20 protein-coding genes are annotated in these 19,541 nt (G+C 65.9%); 10 read left to right on the forward strand and 10 right to left on the reverse strand.

The genetic code is table 11. From position 1 onward, the window contains the following. Positions 1-15: 15 nt before the first annotated feature. Both BM282_RS12420 and BM282_RS12425 read right to left on the reverse strand, forming a co-directional pair. Positions 16-1,365, reverse strand: coding sequence for a class-III pyridoxal-phosphate-dependent aminotransferase (locus BM282_RS12420; RefSeq protein ID WP_089881475.1), 1,350 nt, complete (start codon positions 1,363-1,365; stop codon positions 16-18). A gap of 54 nt (positions 1,366-1,419) precedes the next feature. Then, positions 1,420-2,724, reverse strand: coding sequence for an MgtC/SapB family protein (locus BM282_RS12425; protein WP_089881479.1), 1,305 nt, complete (start codon positions 2,722-2,724; stop codon positions 1,420-1,422). Between the two features lie 102 nt (positions 2,725-2,826). Here BM282_RS12425 and BM282_RS12430 point away from each other — a divergent pair, with 102 nt between their 5' ends. After that, positions 2,827-4,077, forward strand: coding sequence for an AI-2E family transporter (locus BM282_RS12430; protein WP_089881482.1), 1,251 nt, complete (start codon positions 2,827-2,829; stop codon positions 4,075-4,077). Between the two features lie 43 nt (positions 4,078-4,120). On the opposite strand, the gene BM282_RS12435 is transcribed toward BM282_RS12430, so the two are convergent. Further along, entirely contained in the window at positions 4,121-4,417 is a 297-nt protein-coding gene (locus BM282_RS12435; RefSeq protein ID WP_089881484.1) for a PadR family transcriptional regulator, read from the reverse strand. A 213-nt stretch (positions 4,418-4,630) separates the two neighbouring features. Between BM282_RS12435 and BM282_RS12440 the strand changes: the two genes are divergently transcribed. After that, on the forward strand, positions 4,631-4,915 hold the full coding sequence (locus BM282_RS12440; protein WP_089881488.1) for an amphi-Trp domain-containing protein: 285 nt from the start codon (positions 4,631-4,633) through the stop codon (positions 4,913-4,915). A 173-nt stretch (positions 4,916-5,088) separates the two neighbouring features. On the opposite strand, the gene BM282_RS18565 is transcribed toward BM282_RS12440, so the two are convergent. Next, positions 5,089-5,235, reverse strand: coding sequence for a hypothetical protein (locus BM282_RS18565; RefSeq protein WP_175501527.1), 147 nt, complete (start codon positions 5,233-5,235; stop codon positions 5,089-5,091). Between the two features lie 93 nt (positions 5,236-5,328). Here BM282_RS18565 and BM282_RS12445 point away from each other — a divergent pair, with 93 nt between their 5' ends. Next, positions 5,329-6,039: a DUF7117 family protein gene (locus tag BM282_RS12445; RefSeq protein WP_089881491.1), complete on the forward strand. Its 711-nt coding sequence runs from the start codon at positions 5,329-5,331 to the stop codon at positions 6,037-6,039. A gap of 46 nt (positions 6,040-6,085) precedes the next feature. Further along, a complete protein-coding gene (locus BM282_RS12450; RefSeq protein WP_089881494.1) occupies positions 6,086-6,319 on the forward strand; it encodes a DUF7385 family protein in 234 nt (77 codons plus the stop codon). 22 nt (positions 6,320-6,341) lie between these two features. Here the strand turns inward: BM282_RS12450 and BM282_RS12455 are convergent, their stop codons facing one another. The 3 genes from BM282_RS12455 to glyA form a co-directional block, all read right to left on the reverse strand. After that, positions 6,342-7,235, reverse strand: coding sequence for a tetrahydrofolate dehydrogenase/cyclohydrolase catalytic domain-containing protein (locus BM282_RS12455; protein ID WP_089881497.1), 894 nt, complete (start codon positions 7,233-7,235; stop codon positions 6,342-6,344). 109 nt (positions 7,236-7,344) lie between these two features. Then, positions 7,345-8,016, reverse strand: a complete 672-nt coding sequence (locus BM282_RS12460; protein ID WP_089881500.1) for a hypothetical protein — start codon at positions 8,014-8,016, stop codon at positions 7,345-7,347. A gap of 59 nt (positions 8,017-8,075) precedes the next feature. Continuing rightward, positions 8,076-9,323 carry a serine hydroxymethyltransferase gene (gene glyA, locus BM282_RS12465; RefSeq protein ID WP_089881502.1) on the reverse strand — a complete coding sequence of 416 codons (1,248 nt, stop codon included), beginning with the start codon at positions 9,321-9,323 and terminating at the stop codon, positions 8,076-8,078. Positions 9,324-9,518: 195 nt separating this feature from the next. Here glyA and BM282_RS12470 point away from each other — a divergent pair, with 195 nt between their 5' ends. The 3 genes from BM282_RS12470 (at position 9,519) to BM282_RS12480 (ending at position 14,398) form a co-directional block, all read left to right on the forward strand. Next, entirely contained in the window at positions 9,519-11,585 is a 2,067-nt protein-coding gene (locus tag BM282_RS12470; RefSeq protein WP_089881505.1) for a hypothetical protein, read from the forward strand. Between the two features lie 200 nt (positions 11,586-11,785). Then, positions 11,786-12,610, forward strand: a complete 825-nt coding sequence (tbsP, locus tag BM282_RS12475) for a transcriptional regulator TbsP (RefSeq protein WP_089881508.1) — start codon at positions 11,786-11,788, stop codon at positions 12,608-12,610. A 78-nt stretch (positions 12,611-12,688) separates the two neighbouring features. Beyond that, entirely contained in the window at positions 12,689-14,398 is a 1,710-nt protein-coding gene (locus BM282_RS12480) for a YcaO-like family protein (protein ID WP_089881511.1), read from the forward strand. A 423-nt stretch (positions 14,399-14,821) separates the two neighbouring features. Here BM282_RS12480 and BM282_RS12485 read toward each other — a convergent pair whose 3' ends face one another. The 3 genes from BM282_RS12485 to BM282_RS12495 all read right to left on the reverse strand — a co-directional run bounded on the left by BM282_RS12485 (position 14,822) and on the right by BM282_RS12495 (position 17,363). Next, positions 14,822-15,961 (reverse strand): DUF63 family protein, encoded by a 1,140-nt coding sequence (locus BM282_RS12485; protein WP_089882147.1) that lies wholly within the window; start codon positions 15,959-15,961, stop codon positions 14,822-14,824. Between the two features lie 99 nt (positions 15,962-16,060). Then, a complete protein-coding gene (locus BM282_RS12490; RefSeq protein ID WP_089881514.1) occupies positions 16,061-16,510 on the reverse strand; it encodes an Lrp/AsnC family transcriptional regulator in 450 nt (149 codons plus the stop codon). Between the two features lie 52 nt (positions 16,511-16,562). Then, positions 16,563-17,363 (reverse strand): inositol monophosphatase family protein, encoded by an 801-nt coding sequence (locus BM282_RS12495; protein ID WP_089881517.1) that lies wholly within the window; start codon positions 17,361-17,363, stop codon positions 16,563-16,565. 123 nt (positions 17,364-17,486) lie between these two features. On the opposite strand from BM282_RS12495, the gene BM282_RS12500 reads away from it, so the two are divergent. The 3 genes from BM282_RS12500 to BM282_RS12510 all read left to right on the forward strand — a co-directional run bounded on the left by BM282_RS12500 (position 17,487) and on the right by BM282_RS12510 (position 19,179). After that, positions 17,487-17,762, forward strand: a complete 276-nt coding sequence (locus BM282_RS12500) for a hypothetical protein (RefSeq protein WP_089881521.1) — start codon at positions 17,487-17,489, stop codon at positions 17,760-17,762. A gap of 438 nt (positions 17,763-18,200) precedes the next feature. Next, a complete protein-coding gene (locus tag BM282_RS12505) occupies positions 18,201-18,836 on the forward strand; it encodes an RNA ligase partner protein (protein WP_089881524.1) in 636 nt (211 codons plus the stop codon). A 52-nt stretch (positions 18,837-18,888) separates the two neighbouring features. Beyond that, the gene (locus BM282_RS12510; RefSeq protein ID WP_089881527.1) at positions 18,889-19,179 is read left to right on the forward strand and encodes a hypothetical protein; all 291 of its coding nucleotides are present in this window, start codon (positions 18,889-18,891) and stop codon (positions 19,177-19,179) included. Positions 19,180-19,541: the final 362 nt, after the last annotated feature.

A 19,541-nucleotide genomic window follows, 5' to 3' on the forward strand; every position in this document is an offset into this window, starting at 1 on the left:
GACGGCGACTCCCCGTCACTCGCACTCTTCGACCGCTTCGCAGAACAGCGAGGCACCCAACTCGATTTCTCGCTCGGTCACGTCGAGGGGCGGCAGGATGCGAATCACGTCGTAGCCGCAGGCGAGCGTGAGAAGCCCCTTCTGGAGGCAGGCCTCCTGCACGTCGTTTCGCCGTTCTTTCGAGTCGAACTCGACGCCGAGCATGAGGCCCTTCCCGCGGACGTCGGTGACCGAGGACAGGCCGGCGTCGCGGACGAGTTCTTGGAACTGTCGTCCGCGTTCGACGGCGTTCTCCATGAGGTCGTAGTCGCGGATGGCGTCGAGCGTCAGTGCGCCCTGAAGCGAGGAGATGATGTCTCCCGCGCCCCACGTCGAGGAGATGCGCGATTTCTCCTCGGGGAACACGTCTTTCCGGGAGATGGTCGCACCGACGCGAAGACCCTTCGCGGAGGTGATGACGTCGGGTTCGATGGCGTAGTGGTCCGAGCCCCACATCTTCCCGGTTCGGCCGACGCCGGACTGAATCTCGTCGGCGACGAGCGTGATGTCGTGTTCCGTCACCAGCGAGTCCAGTTCCTCCATGAACGCGTCCGAGGGGAAGCGGTAGCCGCCCTCGCCCTGTATCGGTTCTAAGATGACGTAGGCCACGTCGTCGGGATGGACGTGTCCCTCGTCGGGGTCGAGTTTCTTCCGCAGGCGGGAGACGGGCGACTCGTCGGGGAAGAAGCCGCAGTCGCACGTGGCGGGCGAGCACCCGGTGTCCTCGCAGAACGGCACGTCGATGATACCCGAAATCTCGGGGAACCGCCGCCGGTAGACGGACTTCGAACGGTTCAACGAGAGTGCGCCGAGCGTTCGTCCGTGGAACGCGCCCTCGAAGGTGACGCCGTACTTCGCGCCGCCGGAGGCGTCGTAGGCTATCTTGATGCCGTTCTCGACGGCCTCCGCACCGGAGTTCGAGAGGAACACCGTGTCCATGCCGTACTGCGAGGTGGCTTCGACCAGCCGGTCCATGAGTCCGGCGGGGCCAGGGAACTCCTCTTCGCCCGGCGAACTGCCGTCGGAGACGTAGAAGTCCTGTCCCGCTATCTTCAGCGGGTCGACGAGGTCGAACTCGCGGAGGCGGCCCATTATCTTCGGGTTGTTGTAGCCGAGTGGAGCGGCCGCGACGTGACTCGTGAAGTCGAGGAGGACGTTTCCGTCCACGTCCGTGCAGAACGGCCCTTCGGCGTCGGCGGTAACGTCCCACACGAAGTCGTAGACGTACGTGCTCGGGGCGGCGTTCGAGCGGTGGTAATCGACCCACGCGCGTGCGTTTTCACCCGGGAGGGAGTCGACCTGCGGGGTCGCGGTGTCTCGGTCCATGCACGTCCGTCTGCGTCCCACGTGTTAAGAAGTTCGTTCGTTCGTGATAGACTCTCAGAGCAGGCCGAGGAAGACGAAAAGCGCCGTGAGCGCACCGGTGACGACGAGGAGCACGACGGACCAGATGGCGACGACGCGCGCGAAGCGACGCGGTCCGCCCAGAGAGAACAGCACCTTCACGAGGACGCTGGACGCCGTCGCGAGGAGGACTGCGACGGTCGCCGTCGAGGAGTCGATGGTTCCGCTCCGGTAGAGCAACACCGCCGTCGTCGTCGCGCCCGCCGAGGAGACGAACCCCGAGACGAACGAACTGGCGTAGAGGCCGGCCCGACCCAACTCGCTCTGCGCCAAGGAGCCGACGACGAGGATGGTGAGGAAGACGAGACCGAACGCCAGCGCGTTCCGGAGCGAGAACGGACTCTCCAGGGGAATATCCACCCGTTCGCTCCAGTCGGCGGCGTACCACGCGGCGACGAGGCTCCCGACGACGAGACTGCCCAACGGGAGGGCGACGCCGTACAGCACGCCGCCCGAGAGCGTGAAGCCGACGGCGATGACGAGGTTCCGAACGGCCATCGCTGCGTCGGCGAGGAGGACGGCGGCGACGCCGTACCGGTAGGCGTCGGGACGTTGCCGCACGTGGTCGAGCATCGTCCCGACGACGGCCGAGGAGGAGGCGAGACCGCCGAAGAATCCCGTCACCGCGATTCCGCGGCCGCCGTACTGCTGGACGACGGCGTAGTTGACGATGCCGATAGCCGCGACGGTGACGACCATGAGCCACGCCACGCGCGGTTCGACTTCGACGCCGAACACGGGGTACGGTTCCGCCGGGAGAAGCGGGTAGGCGACGAACGCGAGGATGGCGAACTCCGTCGTCGAGCGCAGTTCCTCCCGTTCCAGACTCCCCGCGAGGCCGTGCAGTTCGCGCTTCAACACGAGGAGCAACGAGGAGACGACGGCGACGGAGACGCCCTCCAGGACGCGGCCGAGGGCGACGAGCGTCCCCACCCCGTACGCCGCCATCAGCGACATCGACGTGGTGAGAGAGAGGCTGTCGGCGTCGCCGGTGGTGAGGCCGCGGGCGGCGAGCAGGACGCCCTGGACGACGACGAGGACGGCACCGACGGTGAGGAGGGCGACGCCGAGTATCGACTCGACGGCGATGAGCGTGAACACGCCGCCGACGAGACTCGCGAGACTGAACGTCCGGATACCGGCGGACTTCTCGGACCACTCGCGCTCTAAGCCGAGGAACATCCCCAACAGCGCCGCGAGGACGAGTCTGACGACGTCGTTCGAGAGGGACGCGGACACCACGTCCCCGCCCTGTAGGACGAACGGAGCGAGAGAGGACATCCAGTAGCCTACGCGCGGCGGCGGGTTTAATTCGTTGCGGCAGTCGACGAAACCCGTTAGATTCGCGACAGACTTTTGCCGACGGACGGTCCGTTCTCTGGTATGTCCCTCCTCGACATGGACCGTTCACGCGTGGCTTGGTGGTCTCTCGGTGCGGTTCTCGCGGCGGCACTCGTCTTCGTCTTCTACTCGTTCGTCGGCACGTTCGTCTTCGGCATCTTCCTCTACTACGCGACGCGGCCCATCTACCGCCGCCTCAAGCGACGCGTCCGACCGCCGAGTCTCGCCGCCGCCATCGCCCTGTTCGCTCTCGCCCTGCCCGCACTGGGCCTCGTCGGCTACGCGTTCGCCATCGTCGTCAACGAACTGGTGAAACTGACGAACTCGGGCGTGTTCGACCTCTCTCAGTACCCCATCACGACCGACCAACTCGCTCGGTTCACCGACCCGAACACGCTGTTGGCGTTCGACTTCTCGGACGTGTCCGAAGCGCAGGTGTCGCAACTGCTGTCGTCGCTCGGGTCGGCCGCCGACACGCTGGCGTTCTTCGGCATCGGACTGATCCACCTGTTCGTCATGACCGCACTCGCGTTCTACCTGCTGCGCGACGACAAACGGTTCGCCCGGTGGTTCAGAACGCAGTTCTCCGACGACAGAGGCGTCATGGAGGCGTACGTGACCGCCGTCGACCGCGACTTCAAGAACATCTTCTTCGGGAACATTCTCAACGCCGCCCTCACGGGGACTATCGGCGTCATCGCCTACACGCTCTTGAACGTCGTCGCGCCGCCGGAGATAGCGATTCCCGGGGCGGCACTCGTCGGATTACTCGCGGGTGTCGCCAGCCTCATCCCCGTCGTCGGGATGAAACTCGTCTACGTTCCCGTCGCACTCTATCTCGCCGGTCTCTCGTACTTCTCGAACCCGACGGGATTCTGGTTCGTCATCCTCTTCGTCGCCGTCTCCTTCGTCGTCGTCGACACCATCCCGGACCTCGTTCTCCGACCGTACGTCTCGGGGCGCGGTCTCCACGTCGGCGCGGTGATGATCGCGTACACGTTCGGTCCACTGCTGTTCGGGTGGTACGGTATCTTCTTCGCGCCGATGATACTCGTCCTCGTCGTCAACTTCGCGAAGTACGTGCTCCCGGAACTGGTCCGCGGAACGCCGATTCAACCGTACGCCGTCGACCCCGCGGCCGCCGAAATCGAGGTGGGCGGCACCGAGTCGACGGACGAAGCGGTGCCGGCCGACGAAGCGGTCGAAGAGGCACCGACGGACGACGTGGTGAAAGAGACGCCGACGGGCGGCGACGCTCCCGACCGAAGCGACGAGAGTTCATCGCCGTCCTGATAGGACCGACAGAGATGTCGACTGAGGTAGAAGAACGGCTCGACTACGCGCGGACGCCGCTGTACTCGATGTCGATGTAGTTTCCTTCCCAGTCTTTCCGGGCCTCTATCTCGCGACGGCCGCGGCGGGTCAGCGTGTAGTAGTTCGTCCGCCTGTCACGTTGTCCCTTCTCGACCAGCCCTTTCTCGACGAGGGTGTCGAGGTTGGGGTAGAGACGGCCGTGATGAATCTCCTTTTCGTAGTAATCTTCGAGTTCCTCTTTGATAGCGAGTCCGTGCGGTTCGTCCAAGCCGGCGATTACGTACAGCAGGTCACGCTGAAATCCTGTCAAGTCGTACATCGGTAAATTCAACTAGACCCTTATTGTCTGATTGAAATAAACATATCGGAGAACGACCGTTCCTAGAGAGTGTTAAGACAGGAAAAATCGGATATTCTCTCCGGCAGTTCGTGTAAATTTGCTTTCAGGAACCGGGGCTGATGCGGGTTGGCGGGGGAACCTCTCGCTCTGGCGACGGTTGCGATTTATGTCTCCGGTGGTCGTAGTTCCCCTATGCCCGAGACGATACTGTTCGAGAGCGAGTCCCCACACACCCGCGAAGAAGTCGCGGCGTACCTCCACACTGTCGCGGACGCACTGGGCGACGGCCGCCCGATATCGCTCACCGCGGGCGACCAGTCGGTCGAGATGGACGTTCCAGAGCGCGTGACGTTCGAGGTGAAAGCCGAACACGAGACGGAGACGGGCGCGACGACTGGCGAACTGAGCGTCGAGTTCGAAGTCGCGTGGGACGAAGACGGGACGGACGAGTCGCAGGGAAGCCTCTCTATCGAGTGAGTTCGTGGAAAAGGAAGCAAGCCACGCGAAAATCGCGTGGATGCTTGCCGCCCTGAATTGGTCCCCGCTGACGCTTCGGCCCTCCAAAGCGAAGCGTCACCAGCAACTATTGTACCATATATATTAAAGATATCGACCGTCCGTTAATTTGCCGGTTGTGAGGACGGCAATCCTCACATGTGTTCTTCTTCGAGCACCCACCCGAGCGCACGCTTGTAGTGCGTGAACAGTTCTTCGACCCCGCGGTGTCGCATCTCCTCGGACGCCAGTTCCTCTTTCAGAAACTCGTACTGCTCGCGGACCTCCTCTTCAGAGCGCATGGTCTCTCTACTCGCCTCGGCCGCATGAAAGTGGTGCGGCCGCGGTGCGGCCGTGGCGTCGGGCTTTTGGTCCGCGAACGCGCACGTCGGCACATGGAGATACGGGGTCGCCGTCGGTGCAAGTCGTGTGAGCGCGAGTGGTCGTACTACGACACCGGGGAAGTCGCGTGCCCGGCGTGCGGGAGCATGCAGAGCGTCGGCGTGGGCGGCCGCGCGAGACACACTGACAGCGCAGACCCACTCGACCTCTCGGCACACCGGACGGCCGCGAACGACGACGCCCTCTCCGCAGTCGTCGACGACCTGAAGTCCGACCTTCGAACGTACCTCAGAGCGCGGGGGTTCGTCCACGGGGGCGAACTCCGCGAGTTGGACGACACCTACCTCGCCGCCCGCGAACTGCTCCACGCCGTCGACGTCCTCGTCCGTGTCCGCGACCCGGACGAAGACACCGAACTGTACGTCCTGTCGCTCCTCAGAGGCGCGGACGCGGGCGAACGCCCCGAACCCGAGGCGGTTCCGCAGGCGATGACCGCCGCCCGCGGCCTCGCGTACGCCGAATCGCTCGCCGCGTACCGGCGCGACTTCGCGACGTGGCTGGACGACAATCCGCATCCGGAGGCGGCGAAAACGCTGTCGACGCTCTCAGAGCACGTCAAACGCGCCGAAGCGCTCCACGGCGACGTCCCCGTCGAACAGGCCGAGAGCCTCGTGCGCGTCGCGCGCGAACTCACGAGGTACGTCCGCGACGACGACGAGTCCGCCCTCGCGGCGGCGCGCGACAGACTGTCGCGTCTGGCCTAACGAAGAGAAGACAACGACTTTCTCGCTGTACGCTCGTTCACTGACGATGCCCGAGCGATTCGACCAACACGCCGTGCGCCACCGGATGAAACTCCTGACGGACGACGGCGACGTGACGTTGTACGAGAACCGCGACGGCGTCCCGTGTCCGGCCTGCGGCGACGCCTTCGACCGCATCCTCCTCACCACGCGGCGAAGTCACTCGTTCGACGTGGCCGGGAACTCGCGCTTCTGTCTCACCGACGAGGGCGACAGGCGCGTCGTCTGCACGCATCGCTGAGTCTTCGTCTCGAACGCGGCGCTCAGGGCAGGTCGACGTCGACGCCCGACGACTCGCCCGCGGCCTTCACCGTGTTCCAGAGGAGCATCGCCCGCGTCATCGGCCCGACGCCGCCGGGGACGGGCGTGATGGCGCTGGCTTTCTCTTCTGCGCTCTCGTACGCCACATCGCCGACGAGTTCGTAGCCCTTCTCGGTGTCCGTCTCGACGCGGTTGATACCGACGTCTATCACGACGCACCCCGCGGAGAGCATGTCGCCGGTGAGGAACTCGGGGACGCCGACGGCGGCGACGACGACGTCCGCCGCGCGCGTCTTCTCGGCCACGTTCTCGGTCCGGGAGTGACAGACGGTGACCGTCGCGTTCCCCATCTCGGCCTTCTGGACGAGGAGGTTCGCCATCGGCTTGCCGACGATGTTCGAACGCCCGAGGACGACGACGTCGGCACCCTCCGTCTCCACGTCCGTCGCGGCGAGCAGTTTCTGGATGCCGTGCGGCGTGCAGGGTTTGAAACGCGGGTGTCCCGCGACGAGGCGGCCCACGTTCTCGGGGTGGAAACCGTCCACGTCCTTCGCGGGGTCGATGCGCCGGAGCACCTCCCTCTCGTCCACGTGGTCGGGGACGGGCATCTGCACGAGGATGCCGTGCACGTCGTCGGCGGCGTTCAACTCGTCGATGGTGTCGTACAGTTCTTCGGCGGGCGCTTCGGGGTCTATCTCGTAGTCCCGCGTCGCGATACCGACTTCCTCGCAGTCGCTGTGCTTCATCGAGACGTACGTCTCGCTGGCGGGGTCGGTGCTCATCAGAACGGTGGCCAGACAGGGCGTCACGTCTTCGTCGGCGAGGGTGTCCATCGCGTCGGAGAGGCCCGAGCGAACGTCCGCGGCGACGGCGTTCCCGTCGATGATTTCAGTCATACTCGAATCGGCGCGGGCCGCACACTTCAATCACGCGGATTCGTGCATACTCTGCGTCTCATCTCCGGATAGATACTCACATCCGTGCTTAGAAACGGCCGTCGGCGTCTCACGGGCAGGACGTCGCCAACTCGGCGTTCGCTATCGCCTCGGCCTCCTGTCTGACGCCGGCCGTCTCGCCGCTCTCGAGGTTCACGAGGACGACGCGGCCGCCGTAGCCGTGCGTCTGGTCGTGACCGCGGACGACGACGCAGTTCACGTCTTCGGGAATCGGCATCGTCGCCGACCGGGTGAACTCCCGCGTCCCGTGGGCGTGGGTGAGTTCCCGCCGACCCAACCGCCGCCCCTCGGTGTCTTCGACCTGCCACCAGTCCGCGTAGCCGTCTTCGCCGTCGTCGTCGTGGATGAGCGTCACGTCGAAGCGGTACGTCGTCCCCTCGCGCCTCTCGAAACGCACGTCGACGACGTTCGCCTCGCGGAGGTCGAGTTCGCTCCGCGGCGTGGTCGTGCCGGGCGTCGCCGTCTCGGTTCCGGTCTCCGTCCCCGTCTCGCCCTGGGTACCCGTCTCGGGCGCGTCCGTGGCGGTGTCCGTCTCCGTCGGCGTCGCCGTCTCCTCCGTCGCTGTGGGACTCCCGACGCGCGTCGTCCCCGCGTCCGGACTGGCCGTCCCGTCGACCGGTCCGGGGTCGTCCTCCGGCGGTTGCGTCGGGTTCTCCGAACACCCCGCGAGACCGGCGATGGCGAGGCCGAACGTGGCGAGGAGGCGTCTACGGGTCGGCATGGGTCGGTAGTCGGCCCCCGCGAGCAAAAAACCGGCGCGGGTGCGGTGCGGGTCGCGTCTCAGTCGTAGAGGGGGTGCGCGTCGCAGAGCGCTTGCACGTCTTCGGCGACGGCGTCGATAGTCTCCTGGTCGTCGTAGTCGTCGACGATGCGGACGATGAGTTCGCCGACTTCGCGCGTCGCCTCCTCGTCGAACCCGCGCGTCGTCAGCGCGGGCGTCCCGGCGCGGATACCGCTGGGGTTGAACGCAGAGCGCGTCTCGCCGGGCACCGTGTTCGCGTTGAGGACGATGCCCGCCTCTTCGAGCGCTTCTTCGACGTCCTTCCCCGTCGTGTCGGGGTGCGAGGGACGAAGGTCGACGAGGACGAGGTGGTTGTCGGTGCCGCCGGAGACGACTTCGAGACCGTGTTGGGAGAACGTGTCCGCGAGTGCGCGGGCGTTGGCGACGGTTCGTTCGGCGTACTCGGTGAACTCCGGTTGGAGCGCTTCGTTGAAGCCGACGGCCTTGCCCGCGACGTTGTGCATCAGGGGACCGCCCTGCGCGCCGGGGAAGACCGCGTTGTCGATGGCCTTCGCGTGCTCTTCGCCGCACATGATGATACCGCCGCGACCCGCGCGGATGGTCTTGTGCGTCGACCCCGTGACGAAGTCCGCGACGCCCACCGGCGAGGGGTGGACGCCCGCGGCGACGAGGCCCGTGATGTGGGCGATGTCCGCGAGGTGGTACGCGTCGACGGACTCGGCGACGTCCTGGATGCGCTCCCAGTCGACGGCGCGGGGGTAGGCCGAGTAGCCCGAGACGACGATGTCGGGGTCGAACGCCTCGGCCTGTTCGGCGAGCGTCTCGTAGTCGATGTAGCCCGTCTCTGGGTCGACCTCGTACTGCTCGACGTCGTACGTCTTCCCCGTGAAGTTCGCCGGGTGACCGTGCGAGAGGTGCCCGCCGTGGCTGAGTTCCAAGGAGAGAATCTTGTCGCCGGGGTCGAGCATCGCGAGGTAGACGCCCATGTTCGCCTGCGTCCCCGAGTGCGGTTGGACGTTGACGTGCTCTGCGCCCCACAGTTCCTTCGCGCGGTCGATGGCGAGGAGTTCGACGTCGTTGGCGAACTCGCACCCCGCGTAGTATCGCTCGCCGGGGTAGCCCTCCGCGTACTTGTTCGTGAGTGCGCTCCCCTGCGCTTGCATGACCGCCTCGCTCACGTGGTTCTCGCTGGCGATCATTGCCAGTGTGTTCTGCTGGCGGTCGACTTCACCCTCGAGTGCGTCGGCGACCGCGGGGTCGACGCCGCGGACGTGACTGTAGTCCATGTGTGCCACGGTGGGCCTAGTTCCAATAAATGTGTCCACTTTGGCAGTGAGTTCCCCTTCTGCTACCCACATCTGTGCATACAATCGGAAGGAACAGCCGCGAGTCCGACGCACGGGGTCGTCTCATCGCGCGTTTTCACGATTTCTGCCGGCGATAGACATAAATTCGGCAAGCCCGGTCATCCAGTGTACCTGATGGTCAAGGTGAAGGCGACAGATGCCGGGGTCCAAGCGGTCGGACCCGGCACGGCCTCCGCAGTCGTCGCCGCCGAGGGGTGGGTGGCAGGCGAGTCAGAGCACGAGCTACCGCGTGCGGCGGTGGACGCAGTCGGCGGTGCGGCGGAGTCGCTTCGACTCCCGCCGGGACTCCTCCGACTTCGCCGTCTCGACTCGGAGACGGAGCGTGAGCCGACGGCTCCCGCCGAGGGGACGGTCCAACTCCCGGACGCCCCGCACCTGCTCCGCGTCGAAGGGGCAGCCGTGGTGTTCGTCCGCTTCGACGGCCCCGCGACGCTGACCGACGCGGGCGGCGCACCGACGGTCAGCTTCGCCGACTCCCGGCGCGTCACCATCGGCGTCGGCGACCGCTCCGAGCGACCCGAGACGGTCACGGTTCCGCGGACTCCCGAGGGCGTCGCGACGGCGCTCTCCGTGATGCCCGCGGGACATCTCACGACCACGCCCGACCGGTCGCTCCCGGAGATGCGCGCGCTGCCGCCGCGAATCGAGTTCGGCTCCGAAGTCGACGTCCCCGAGAGCGTCGCCGCCCGACGACCGGAGGCGTCGGTCACGCTCGAACTCCCGGCGAGCCTCGACTATCTCGTTCCGGCGTCGTCGCTGGCGCACTACCTCGGCGCCGACGTTCGCGTCGCCGACGAGACGAACCCGACGCTCCGGACGCCCACCCTCGAACGCGAGTTCGACCCGAACCCGGGCTACCAGGCGGGGGTGGCTCGCGTCCTCCGTCGCGTGTTCTTCTTCGACTGTCTCGTCCGCGGTGCCGGCCCCAACGGACGAGACGTCGCCGAGGCCGACCTACTCGACGAAGTGGGCCTCGACGCCGCCGCGCTGTACCGTGCGGACGCGGGTGATCGACTCGAAGCCTACCTCGACGCCCCGTTCGACGACATCTCGAGTCGCCTCCCCGGCTGGCATCTGGCGATGTACGTCGCTCCGACGTACGAACACATCCGGACGCTCCCGTACTTGCTGCAGAACGTCCCGAACGTGTTCCTGCCGGAGGCGAAACCGCTCGGCACCGACGAACGTCTCTCGCGGTCGTTGGACGACTTCTACCGCGTCGGCCCGCCCCACGACGGGGGGAACCGGGCCGACACCGGGGACGTTCCCGACGTGAACCCCGTCAAACCCGTCCTCGGGGCCGGGCGCGTCCACGGCTGGTTGGCCGACGGCGTCCCCATCGACGTGTTCAAGTCGATTCCGCAGGCGTACGAACACCGCGCTCGCTACCCCGAGGACCCGCAGTCGCTGTCGGTCGTCGCCGTCCTCAACGACAAGCGGATGATAGACGAGTACACCGACGCGACCGAGATATACGAGTCCGGCCCCGCCGGCCTCGACATCGAGACGACGGTCAAGAAACGCACAACCCGCGCGGAACTCGCCGAGGTGTTCGAGTCGAACCACGACCTGGTCCACTACATCGGCCACTGCGACGAGTCCGGTCTCCGGTGTGTCGACGGCAACCTCGCTGTCGACGACATCGAAGAGTCGAACGTCGAGGCGTTCTTCCTCAACGCGTGTGGGTCGTACTACGAGGGCCTCGAACTCGTCGAGAAGGGGAGCGTCGCCGGCGCGGTGACGTTCGACAAGGTGTTGGACAGTCACGCCGCCCGGGTCGGGACGACGTTCGTCCGTCTCCTCATCAACGGGTTCAGCCTCGAACGAGCGCTCGCACTGGCCCGTCGCCGTATCATCATGGGGAAGGACTACACCGTCGTCGGCGACGGGACGCACCTGCTCACGGAACCGGGCATCCCCGCCCCGGCGGTGGCGACGATAGACGCCAACGACGACGGGACGTTCCGACTGAAGTACGACACGAACTCGCCCCGAATCGCCGGGGGTACCTACGCGCCGCCGTTCCCCGAAGACGAACGGTCGCACCTCCTCGGGACGTCTCAACGAACTGACCTGACCGACGACGACCTGGCGGACTTCTTAGAGCGAACCGACGTCCCCGTCATCTACGACGGCGACATCCACTGGTCCGGCGACCTCTACCGAGAGCTGACCTCCTGACTCCGACAGATGTTAATTACGTAGTCGACTACCACTGGTACATCTTGCGACCGTGTTTATTTATCGGTACTATTCTGGTATAAATTCGGAGGTAATATTCGGAATTTCTTCATCAACGGCTTAGAATTAGGTCCTACGCGAGGGATTCTGATAGTCGGCTTGCGTTAATATTAAATATTCTCTGAGGCATATTGTAAGGCATGACCCTCACTTCGAATATGCTCACAGAGGGTGTTGAGCATATCCTTCGCTCGGTCCTCGGGTCGGGAACGGAGGAGGTACTAGTCGTCGATCCGTCGACGGACGTCATCGATACGCTGGTCGCAGTCGCATCCGAAACCGACGGCGACCGACCGCACGTCAAGGTCGTCGCGGACGAATCGCTCCTGAAAGACGTCATGGACGACTTCATCGTCGCGAGTAACGCCGCCGACCTGGTCTCTTCGGGCGACCTATCGATGCGCGTCTCCGCCGACGGCACCGAGAATCCGCTCCTCATCACCGAGGACGCCGTCGTCTCACTCGTCACCGCCGGAGACCACGTCGCCGGTCTCGTGACGACCGACGAGGAGTTCGTCGCCGCCGCTCGAAGCACCTACACGACGCGGTGGGAGGAAGCGTCCGACTACAAACTGCGGACGCCGCCCATCACGGCGGTTCGGACGAGTCTCGAAGACGAAATCAGTCCCGACGCGCGGACGGACTTCGACGCCGTCCTCTCTTCGCTTCAGACCGCCAGAGGCGACGGCGACGGACTCGACGAAGTGACCATCAGTCTCCTCGTTGCCGCGAAGAACGAAGTGCTCCTCTACGACATCTCGAAGTGGGGCGAAGACGTCGGTATCGCCTCGAAAGCGACGTTCTCGCGCACGAAGACGAAACTCGAAGAGATGGGTCTCATCGACACCGAGAAAGTCCCCATCGACGTGGGCCGTCCGCGTCTCCGCCTCAAACTCGGCGACGACCGACTCGTCAACTCCGGCCCGGACCAACTGGCCGGCGTCGCCCAGAGTCTCCTCACGTAACCCCCTCCACTCGCCCCCTCCCGTTCCCGTCGCCGAAGACCCCCGAGACTTTTCTCTCGTTCTCCCGTCCGTCAGCGCGTGACAACGTACGATATCGCACTCGTCGGGAGCGGTCCCGCCGCGGAGGCGGTTCGCGCCGCCGCCGCCGACTGTGACGCGAGCGTGATGGAGGCGGCACCGGACGCCGTCGACGACGCCGACCTCGCCGTCGTGGTGGCTCCCGCGGGAGCGTCCGCACCCCGCACCGCCGACGCTCTCGCGGACCGTCTCGTCGTCGTCGAACTCGGTGGCATCGGTGGCGTCGCCGTCTCTGAGGTGGACGCGAGCGTCTCCGCGTTCGCCGACACGAGTCGCTACAGCGACCTCTGTACCCGCGTCGCGGCGACGACGGAGAACGGAGGGTCCCCGTCGGGTGACCGAAGTGCCGTCCGTCTCGCCGGGGCCGTCGCCGGACGACGGGCTGTCGCCCTCCTCGTCGGCGACGAGGCCGTCGCGGGCACCGCCGTCGAAGTCGCCGGTACCGGCGTCGTCGCCGAGCGACACGTCCTCCCGGTTCCCGACGCCTCGGACCGCGACCGGACGGTCCGGCGGGAGTTCCGGGACGTCTCCGTGGACGACGCACTCGCCCGTGCGGAGCGTTCGCTGGACGACCGAACCGGACTCGTCGCGCAGGTGGGCGAACGGGAGTCGTTTCCGGTGCCGTACTACCTCGCGCAGACGACGGACACGCGGAGGTTCAGCGACGCTCGCGCCGCCGAGTTCGCCGCCGGCGTCGACGCCGACTGGGACGTCGCGTTCGTGAAAGCGCTCGGCGAGGCGCTCGAACGATACTGCGCGGGCGTCTATCGCTCGACAGAGTTCACAACCGCGTCGGAGCGCACTCGCGCCCGCCCCGTCTCGCCCGCCCGGTTCGTCCGACCGGACTCGTACCGAGCGCCCGACGCCGAGGAACCGATTCCGTGGGTCGACGGCGAGCATCTCGCGACCGGTGAGTCGGTGTCCGTCCCCGCGGAGTTCGTCCACTACCCTCCGCCGAACACGCGACACAAACCGCCCATCACGACCGGACTCGGACTCGGGAACTCGGGGGCGGAGGCACTGCTCTCTGGACTGTACGAAGTCGTCGAACGCGACGCGACGATGCTGTCGTGGTACTCCTCGTTCGAACCGCTGGCGCTGTCGGTTGACGACGACGGGTACCGGACGCTCGTGAAGCGCGCCCGCGCGGAGGGGCTGACGGCGACGGCGCTGTTGGTCACACAGGACGCCGACGTGCCCGTCGTCGCCGCCGCGGTTCACCGCGAGGGCGAGTGGCCGCGATTCGCTGTCGGGTCGGACGCGTCGCTCGACCCCTCGGACGCGGCGAAATCGGCGCTCGCGGAAGCGTTGCAGAACTGGATGGAACTCCGTGCGATGGGACCGGAACGGGCCGCAGAGGAGGAGGGCGCTATCGGCGAGTACGCCGACTTCCCCCGGGCGGCGCAACGGTTCGTCGACGCCGGACCGACCGTGCCCGCCGAGAGCGTCGGCCCCGACGAGATACCCGCCGGGACGGCGGAACTGGACGCTCTCGTCGAACGCGTCGACGACGCCGGACTCGACGCCTACGCGGTGCGGACGACGACGGCGGACGTGGAGCGACTCGGGTTCGAGGCGGTTCGGGTCTTGATTCCCGAGGCGCAACCGCTGTTTCAGGGCGACCCGTTCTTCGGAGACAGAGCGAGAGACGTGCCCGCGGAGATGGGCTTTTCTCCCGAGTTGGACGGCCCGTACCACCCGTTCCCGTAGGCGAACAGTCGACACTGCGGTCGTACGGGCGACCACCGCTCGCACGACGTCGTGTCGAACACTCGCGTCCCGTCGTGCGGACTCGTCTCGACGATGGCGGGTCTGGGTCCGTCTCCGTACAAGAAGGTTCACACCGACGAGACGGCGGTCTGTTGGCGTCGTTCGCGCCCGCGACGCTCGGACCGGGGTCGCCGAAAAGGGGTGCCTCTGAGAGAGATGGAAGGAGTCGAGAGATATCGGGGTCTGGTGGGGTGGTCTCCTCCCACCGATACCGTAGCGGTGAGAATTAAAATATACTTCGGAAGTTATAGAAATATACACCTATGCTGTCCAACACGTCTGGATACCGGTTCCTGTACCGTCTGGAGTTCCGTCGGACACGCCGCGCCGGAGTGGTGCCGCAAAGAGAACGCGGCCGACCGGTCAGACGCCGAACGTCGCCCGGAGCATGTCGCGCGTTCCCGGGCCGAGGCCGACGGCGAGGACGGCGACGAGGAGGAGCATCGTGTAGCGTGGACTCTCCTCGAAGATACCCTCCTCGAACACCCAGACGACGAACGTGGCGGCGACGAGTTTCACGAGGAGGAACGGCCACGCGTCACCGGTGACCGCGAGGACGGACGCCGGGAGCGTACTGGCCGTGAAGTCGACGACGAACTGGTTGACCGGGTGTTTCGGGACGAGGTTCGGTCCCGCGTTGAGCGCGGTCATCCAGTCGAGGCCGACGACGTTCGCGACGCCGTCGACGGCGTGGCCCCAGATGATGACGAGGCCGATGGTTCCCGTCCCCGAGTTTATCTCGGGTGCGAACCGTTCGATGAGCCACCACGTCGCGGCGGCGGCGAGCGTCGCCCCGACCAGCATCACGACGAGTACCTGCGGGTAGAACTCGACGCCCGGTGCACCGGTGACGACGAGCGACAGGAGGTACGCGAGACTCGCGGCGAGGACGACGACGCCGATGCCGAACAGCGGTCTCTCGTAGGACGTCGTCACGTCGAACTGGTCGAGGGCGACGGCGACGACGACGGCCCCGAGCGTGATGAGAAAGACGGTGAAGTAGATGATGGGGCTGATGACGAGCGTGTTCAGCGGATAGCTGATGAGCGTCTCTGCCGCCCCCGGGGTGTCGTTGGCGTCCTCGACGACGCGGAGTGCGCCGCCGAAGAACATGAACGGCAGTAACGCGTAGAAGAAGCTCCTGTCCTCGCCGATGTCGAGACGACGCATGAGGAAGACCACACCGATGAGCGCGAACAACAGCGTCACCATGTAGCCGACTTCGGAGACGAGCGTGTACCCGGGGTAGGCGACCGGTTCGGCCGCGGCCGCACACGCACTCGCACTGTCGAGGTACTTGGTGGCGCCGCCCTCGCGGACCGCACAGACCATCGAGTTCGCGTCGACCTGTACCGGTCCCCAGAAGTAGTGCCACACGAAGCGGTCGTAGACGAGGTTGGGGAAGGCGAGCGACCCACCGACGAGTGCGAGGAGGGCGACGAGGAACGTCCCGCCCCACAGTCGTTCGGGGTCGACGCCGACCCGTTCTGCAACGGTAGCCATACCCCAAAAGCTGACGTCGCGGGTGTTGAGGATTCCGGTCTCTCGCACGCACGGCGCACGGGTCGCCCGACAGCGACGACTACGGACGGGTCGCGGCGACTACACCGACAGCGACGGGTCCTCGAAGTCCGTCCCGAGGATGACCATCGTCTGCGACCGGGAGAACCCTTCCATCTCGGCGATGTTCTCGAACATGAGTTCGCGGAGGGCGTCGGTGTCTTCGGCGTACACGCGGAGCATCACGTCCCACTCGCCGGTCGTGAGGTGGACCTCTTTGACGCCCGCTATCTCGCGCAGTCGGCCAAGCGCGTCCTCTTCGCGACCCTGTTCGACGCGGAGTCCGACCAGCGCGGACGTGCCGTAGCCGACCTTCCGCGGGTCGACCTTCGCGTGGTAGCCCTCGATGACGCCCGCGTCTTCCATGCGGCCGACCCGGTCGTGGACCGTCGCACTCGACATCTCTATCTGCCTCGCGATTTCGCTGAACGGCGTCCGCGCGTCGTCTTGCAGGATGCGGAGGATGGCCCGGTCCGTCTCGTCGAGTTCCATGCCCGTCAGTAGTCGACGGCCCCCTTTTCGCTTGCGGACCGTCGCCCGGTGGTCAGCCGTCGAGCCCGTCTATCTCGCGTGCCGCTTCGAGCACGGTCTCGTGGACCGCGCCGTTCGAGGCGACGAGACCGGTCGAGTCGTGCCGCCAGCGGTCGCCGTCGAGGTCGGTGACCGTCCCGCCCGCGGCGCGAATCAACTGGACGCCCGCGACCGAGTCCCACGGGTTCGCCCGCACGTTCGTCAGGACGCCGTCGAGTTGCCCGTCGGCGACCATCGCCAACACGGCCTGTGCGCATCCGAAGCGTCGCATGTCGCCGAAGCGTTCGACGATGGCCGTCGTCGCCCTGCCGTACTGGTCGCGTTCGTCGAAGTCCCACCAGATGGTCGGACAGACCGCACAGACCTCCGGGTCGTCGCGGGCGCTGACGGTCACTTCGGTGCCGTCGCGGTACGTCGTCTCGCCGTCGGTCCAGTAGAGGTCGTCGAGCGCGGGAAAGCAGGTGGCGGCGGCGACGGGTTCGCCGTCTTCGACGGCGGCGACGGCGGTGCCCCACACGCGCAGGTCGCGGACGAAGTTGTTCGTCCCGTCGATGGGGTCGACGACCCACGCCGCCCCCTCCTCGGGCACTCGCTTCAGTTCGTCGTCCTCCTCGCCGACGACGGCGTCGTCGGGATACGACTCGCGAATCACGTCGATGACGCGGGTCTGTGCGTCTCTGTCGGCCTGCGTCACCACGTCGGTCTTCCCGCCCTTGCGTTCGACGTCGATACCGGTCCGGAACCGGTCGGCCGCGACGGCACCGCCCGCGCGGGCGGCGCGACGGGCGACGTCGGCTCTCGTGTCGTCTTCCATACACGCCCGCGGGCCGCCGCCGCCGTAAATCTCTCGTGTGACGTCGGCACCGTCGCTCGTCGTCTGGAACCGTCGGCGTCCGCTTCGACACGTTTTATCCGTCGGCTCTCGTCGGTGTCTGTCGTGACGGCCGATGCTCCCGAGGACGTGCCCGCAGACGTTCGCACGAAGCTCTCAGAGCTGTTCGTGCGCGGTGCGGACGCGGCGCGGGCCGTCGACGGCGACACCGTCGACTCCGTCGTCGACTCGGTGGATACGGTCGTCTTGAGCGAGTTACCGGACGGGGAGACGAAGACGGTGCTCCTCCACGGCTGTGACCGCGTTCGGCGAACCGCGGCGGCGGAACCGCTCGTCGCGGCGGAGTACTTCGAGGCGATGCGACGGTTCGTCGGCGAGTGAAGGCGTCGCTCGGCGAGCGATAAGCAGAGAAACTGGAACACGATTAGGACCCGGACGGGATGCGTTTTCCACGACCCACACGTCTCTTTCGGGGGCTCCCTTCTTACGGGGTCTTCCGACTTCCCGAACTCCGTTTTCACGTAATCCGGTAGTTAGACTTCGCCCTGTTCCTTGCGGAACAGCACTGGGTCGTCGCGGTCGTCCTTCGATGCGTTGACCTTACGTTCCTGTTACGGGCCGCTTGGTGTTTGCATCGACGCCGTTCCTCCCCTTCTTCCGAAGGTTCGGTCAGGTCGCCCGGTACGCCCTCGCGTACCAGCAACTATGGTATATGGTACCGAACAACATAAATATATCGCCCGTCTCACGCCTTGACAGTCCGGAACTCGGGTGGTTCACGCCCGACTGCTCATATACTCTGCTGTCGTACCCCGCACAATGTCCGAGTACTCGCTCAAACAGCGATTCGTCCTCGACACGTCGCTCTTTCTCTCCGAGGAAATTCGAGAAGACGGAGAGACGCTCGAAGCCGCCCTGTACCGACTGCTCGACGCTATCGCGCGGGCGAAACTCCGACTCGACATCTCCTGTTACATGGCTCCCACCGTCCACGCCGAACTCGTCGGTATCCTCCACGAACGCGGCATCGACGGCGAGATAGAGACGCAACTCAACACGTGGGTCATCAAAAAGAACCCCGCCCGGTACGAGGTGATGGTCCCGGCCGCCGTCATCCACGACTTCATCCACGAGATGTCCGACCGGGTGAACCGGGGACTCCGCGTCTCAGAAGACGCCGTTCGCCGCGCGCGCGACGAGGACCCGGAGCAGGTCATCTCCGAACTCAGAGCGGAGTACCGCATGGAACTCCGGCAGGGCATCCTCGACTCCCGAGAGGACTTCGACCTGCTCATCCTCGCGCGCGAACTCGACGCGGGCGTCGTCACCGAAGACACCGGCATCGTCGACTGGGCCGAGGACTTCGGCCTCCGCTACCTCCGGGGGCGCGACTTCCCGTCGCTCCTCGACGCCTACCTCACGGGGACCGGACAGGACCAACCGCTGAGTGATTAACTCAGTTCCGAGTCGGAGTACACTTTTGTGTATCCTGCCCGTCGTGTGGAGTATGCACCCCGCCGACGCAGCACGACAACTTCGATACGCGGTCGCCAAAGAGACGAACACGTACGACTACGAAGTCAGCCACTGGGAGGCACACGCCTACGAGGACGTCTTCGCGGACGTCATCGAACGCGGCGACCTCTCGGACGTGATGTCGGTGGTAGAGACGCTCGGCGCCGAGTTCTCCGAGGAATCTCGTCCGACGCCCGACCGCGCACGCGTCGTCGCCGACGACGTGCTCTCGTCGAACGGCCGCGCCCTCACCGACGGCGGCCCGCGCGAAGACGACTCGTAATCCGACCGCTCGTCGGACGCTGTCGACGGCCCTTCTCTCCGATTTCCTCGGACGCGACGCGTGCGTTTCGAATGTGGCAACAGATATGTCCGGTCGAAAACGCTATTAATCGGACCAACCGTTTATGCAAGTGCTTCCGTAGGTGGTCGGTTCAGTCTCCCACGGGAGTACCGACGTGCGACGCCGGATGGCACCTGTCGCGCCGTACGTCACGGACCGCCGCCCTCTTGGTCCACCTCTTTCACCCCGCGACCGTTCGGTCTCTCGGTTCGCTCGCTCTCCGAGTCGCCTCTCTCAGATGCGCAGTCGGCACTCCTCGCGTTGGTCGCCGGTACGAGTGCGAGGGGGGGATTTGAACCGCA

Origin of the sequence: Halogeometricum limi, assembly GCF_900115785.1 — an archaeon.
In the GTDB taxonomy this organism is placed as follows: domain Archaea; phylum Halobacteriota; class Halobacteria; order Halobacteriales; family Haloferacaceae; genus Halogeometricum; species Halogeometricum limi.

Bases quoted from the DNA above. Each gene is read 5' to 3' on its own strand.
- BM282_RS12420 (WP_089881475.1), bottom strand. From the start codon at position 1,365: ATGGACCGAGACACCGCGACCCCGCAGGTCGACTCCCTCCCGGGTGAA.
- BM282_RS12425 (WP_089881479.1), bottom strand. From the start codon at position 2,724: ATGTCCTCTCTCGCTCCGTTCGTCCTACAGGGCGGGGACGTGGTGTCC.
- BM282_RS12430 (WP_089881482.1), top strand. From the start codon at position 2,827: ATGTCCCTCCTCGACATGGACCGTTCACGCGTGGCTTGGTGGTCTCTC.
- BM282_RS12435 (WP_089881484.1), bottom strand. From the start codon at position 4,417: ATGTACGACTTGACAGGATTTCAGCGTGACCTGCTGTACGTAATCGCC.
- BM282_RS12440 (WP_089881488.1), top strand. From the start codon at position 4,631: ATGCCCGAGACGATACTGTTCGAGAGCGAGTCCCCACACACCCGCGAA.
- BM282_RS18565 (WP_175501527.1), bottom strand. From the start codon at position 5,235: ATGCGCTCTGAAGAGGAGGTCCGCGAGCAGTACGAGTTTCTGAAAGAG.
- BM282_RS12445 (WP_089881491.1), top strand. From the start codon at position 5,329: ATGGAGATACGGGGTCGCCGTCGGTGCAAGTCGTGTGAGCGCGAGTGG.
- BM282_RS12450 (WP_089881494.1), top strand. From the start codon at position 6,086: ATGCCCGAGCGATTCGACCAACACGCCGTGCGCCACCGGATGAAACTC.
- BM282_RS12455 (WP_089881497.1), bottom strand. From the start codon at position 7,235: ATGACTGAAATCATCGACGGGAACGCCGTCGCCGCGGACGTTCGCTCG.
- BM282_RS12460 (WP_089881500.1), bottom strand. From the start codon at position 8,016: ATGCCGACCCGTAGACGCCTCCTCGCCACGTTCGGCCTCGCCATCGCC.
- glyA (WP_089881502.1), bottom strand. From the start codon at position 9,323: ATGGACTACAGTCACGTCCGCGGCGTCGACCCCGCGGTCGCCGACGCA.
- BM282_RS12470 (WP_089881505.1), top strand. From the start codon at position 9,519: ATGGTCAAGGTGAAGGCGACAGATGCCGGGGTCCAAGCGGTCGGACCC.
- tbsP (WP_089881508.1), top strand. From the start codon at position 11,786: ATGACCCTCACTTCGAATATGCTCACAGAGGGTGTTGAGCATATCCTT.
- BM282_RS12485 (WP_089882147.1), bottom strand. From the start codon at position 15,961: ATGGCTACCGTTGCAGAACGGGTCGGCGTCGACCCCGAACGACTGTGG.
- BM282_RS12490 (WP_089881514.1), bottom strand. From the start codon at position 16,510: ATGGAACTCGACGAGACGGACCGGGCCATCCTCCGCATCCTGCAAGAC.
- BM282_RS12495 (WP_089881517.1), bottom strand. From the start codon at position 17,363: ATGGAAGACGACACGAGAGCCGACGTCGCCCGTCGCGCCGCCCGCGCG.
- BM282_RS12505 (WP_089881524.1), top strand. From the start codon at position 18,201: ATGTCCGAGTACTCGCTCAAACAGCGATTCGTCCTCGACACGTCGCTC.
- BM282_RS12510 (WP_089881527.1), top strand. From the start codon at position 18,889: ATGCACCCCGCCGACGCAGCACGACAACTTCGATACGCGGTCGCCAAA.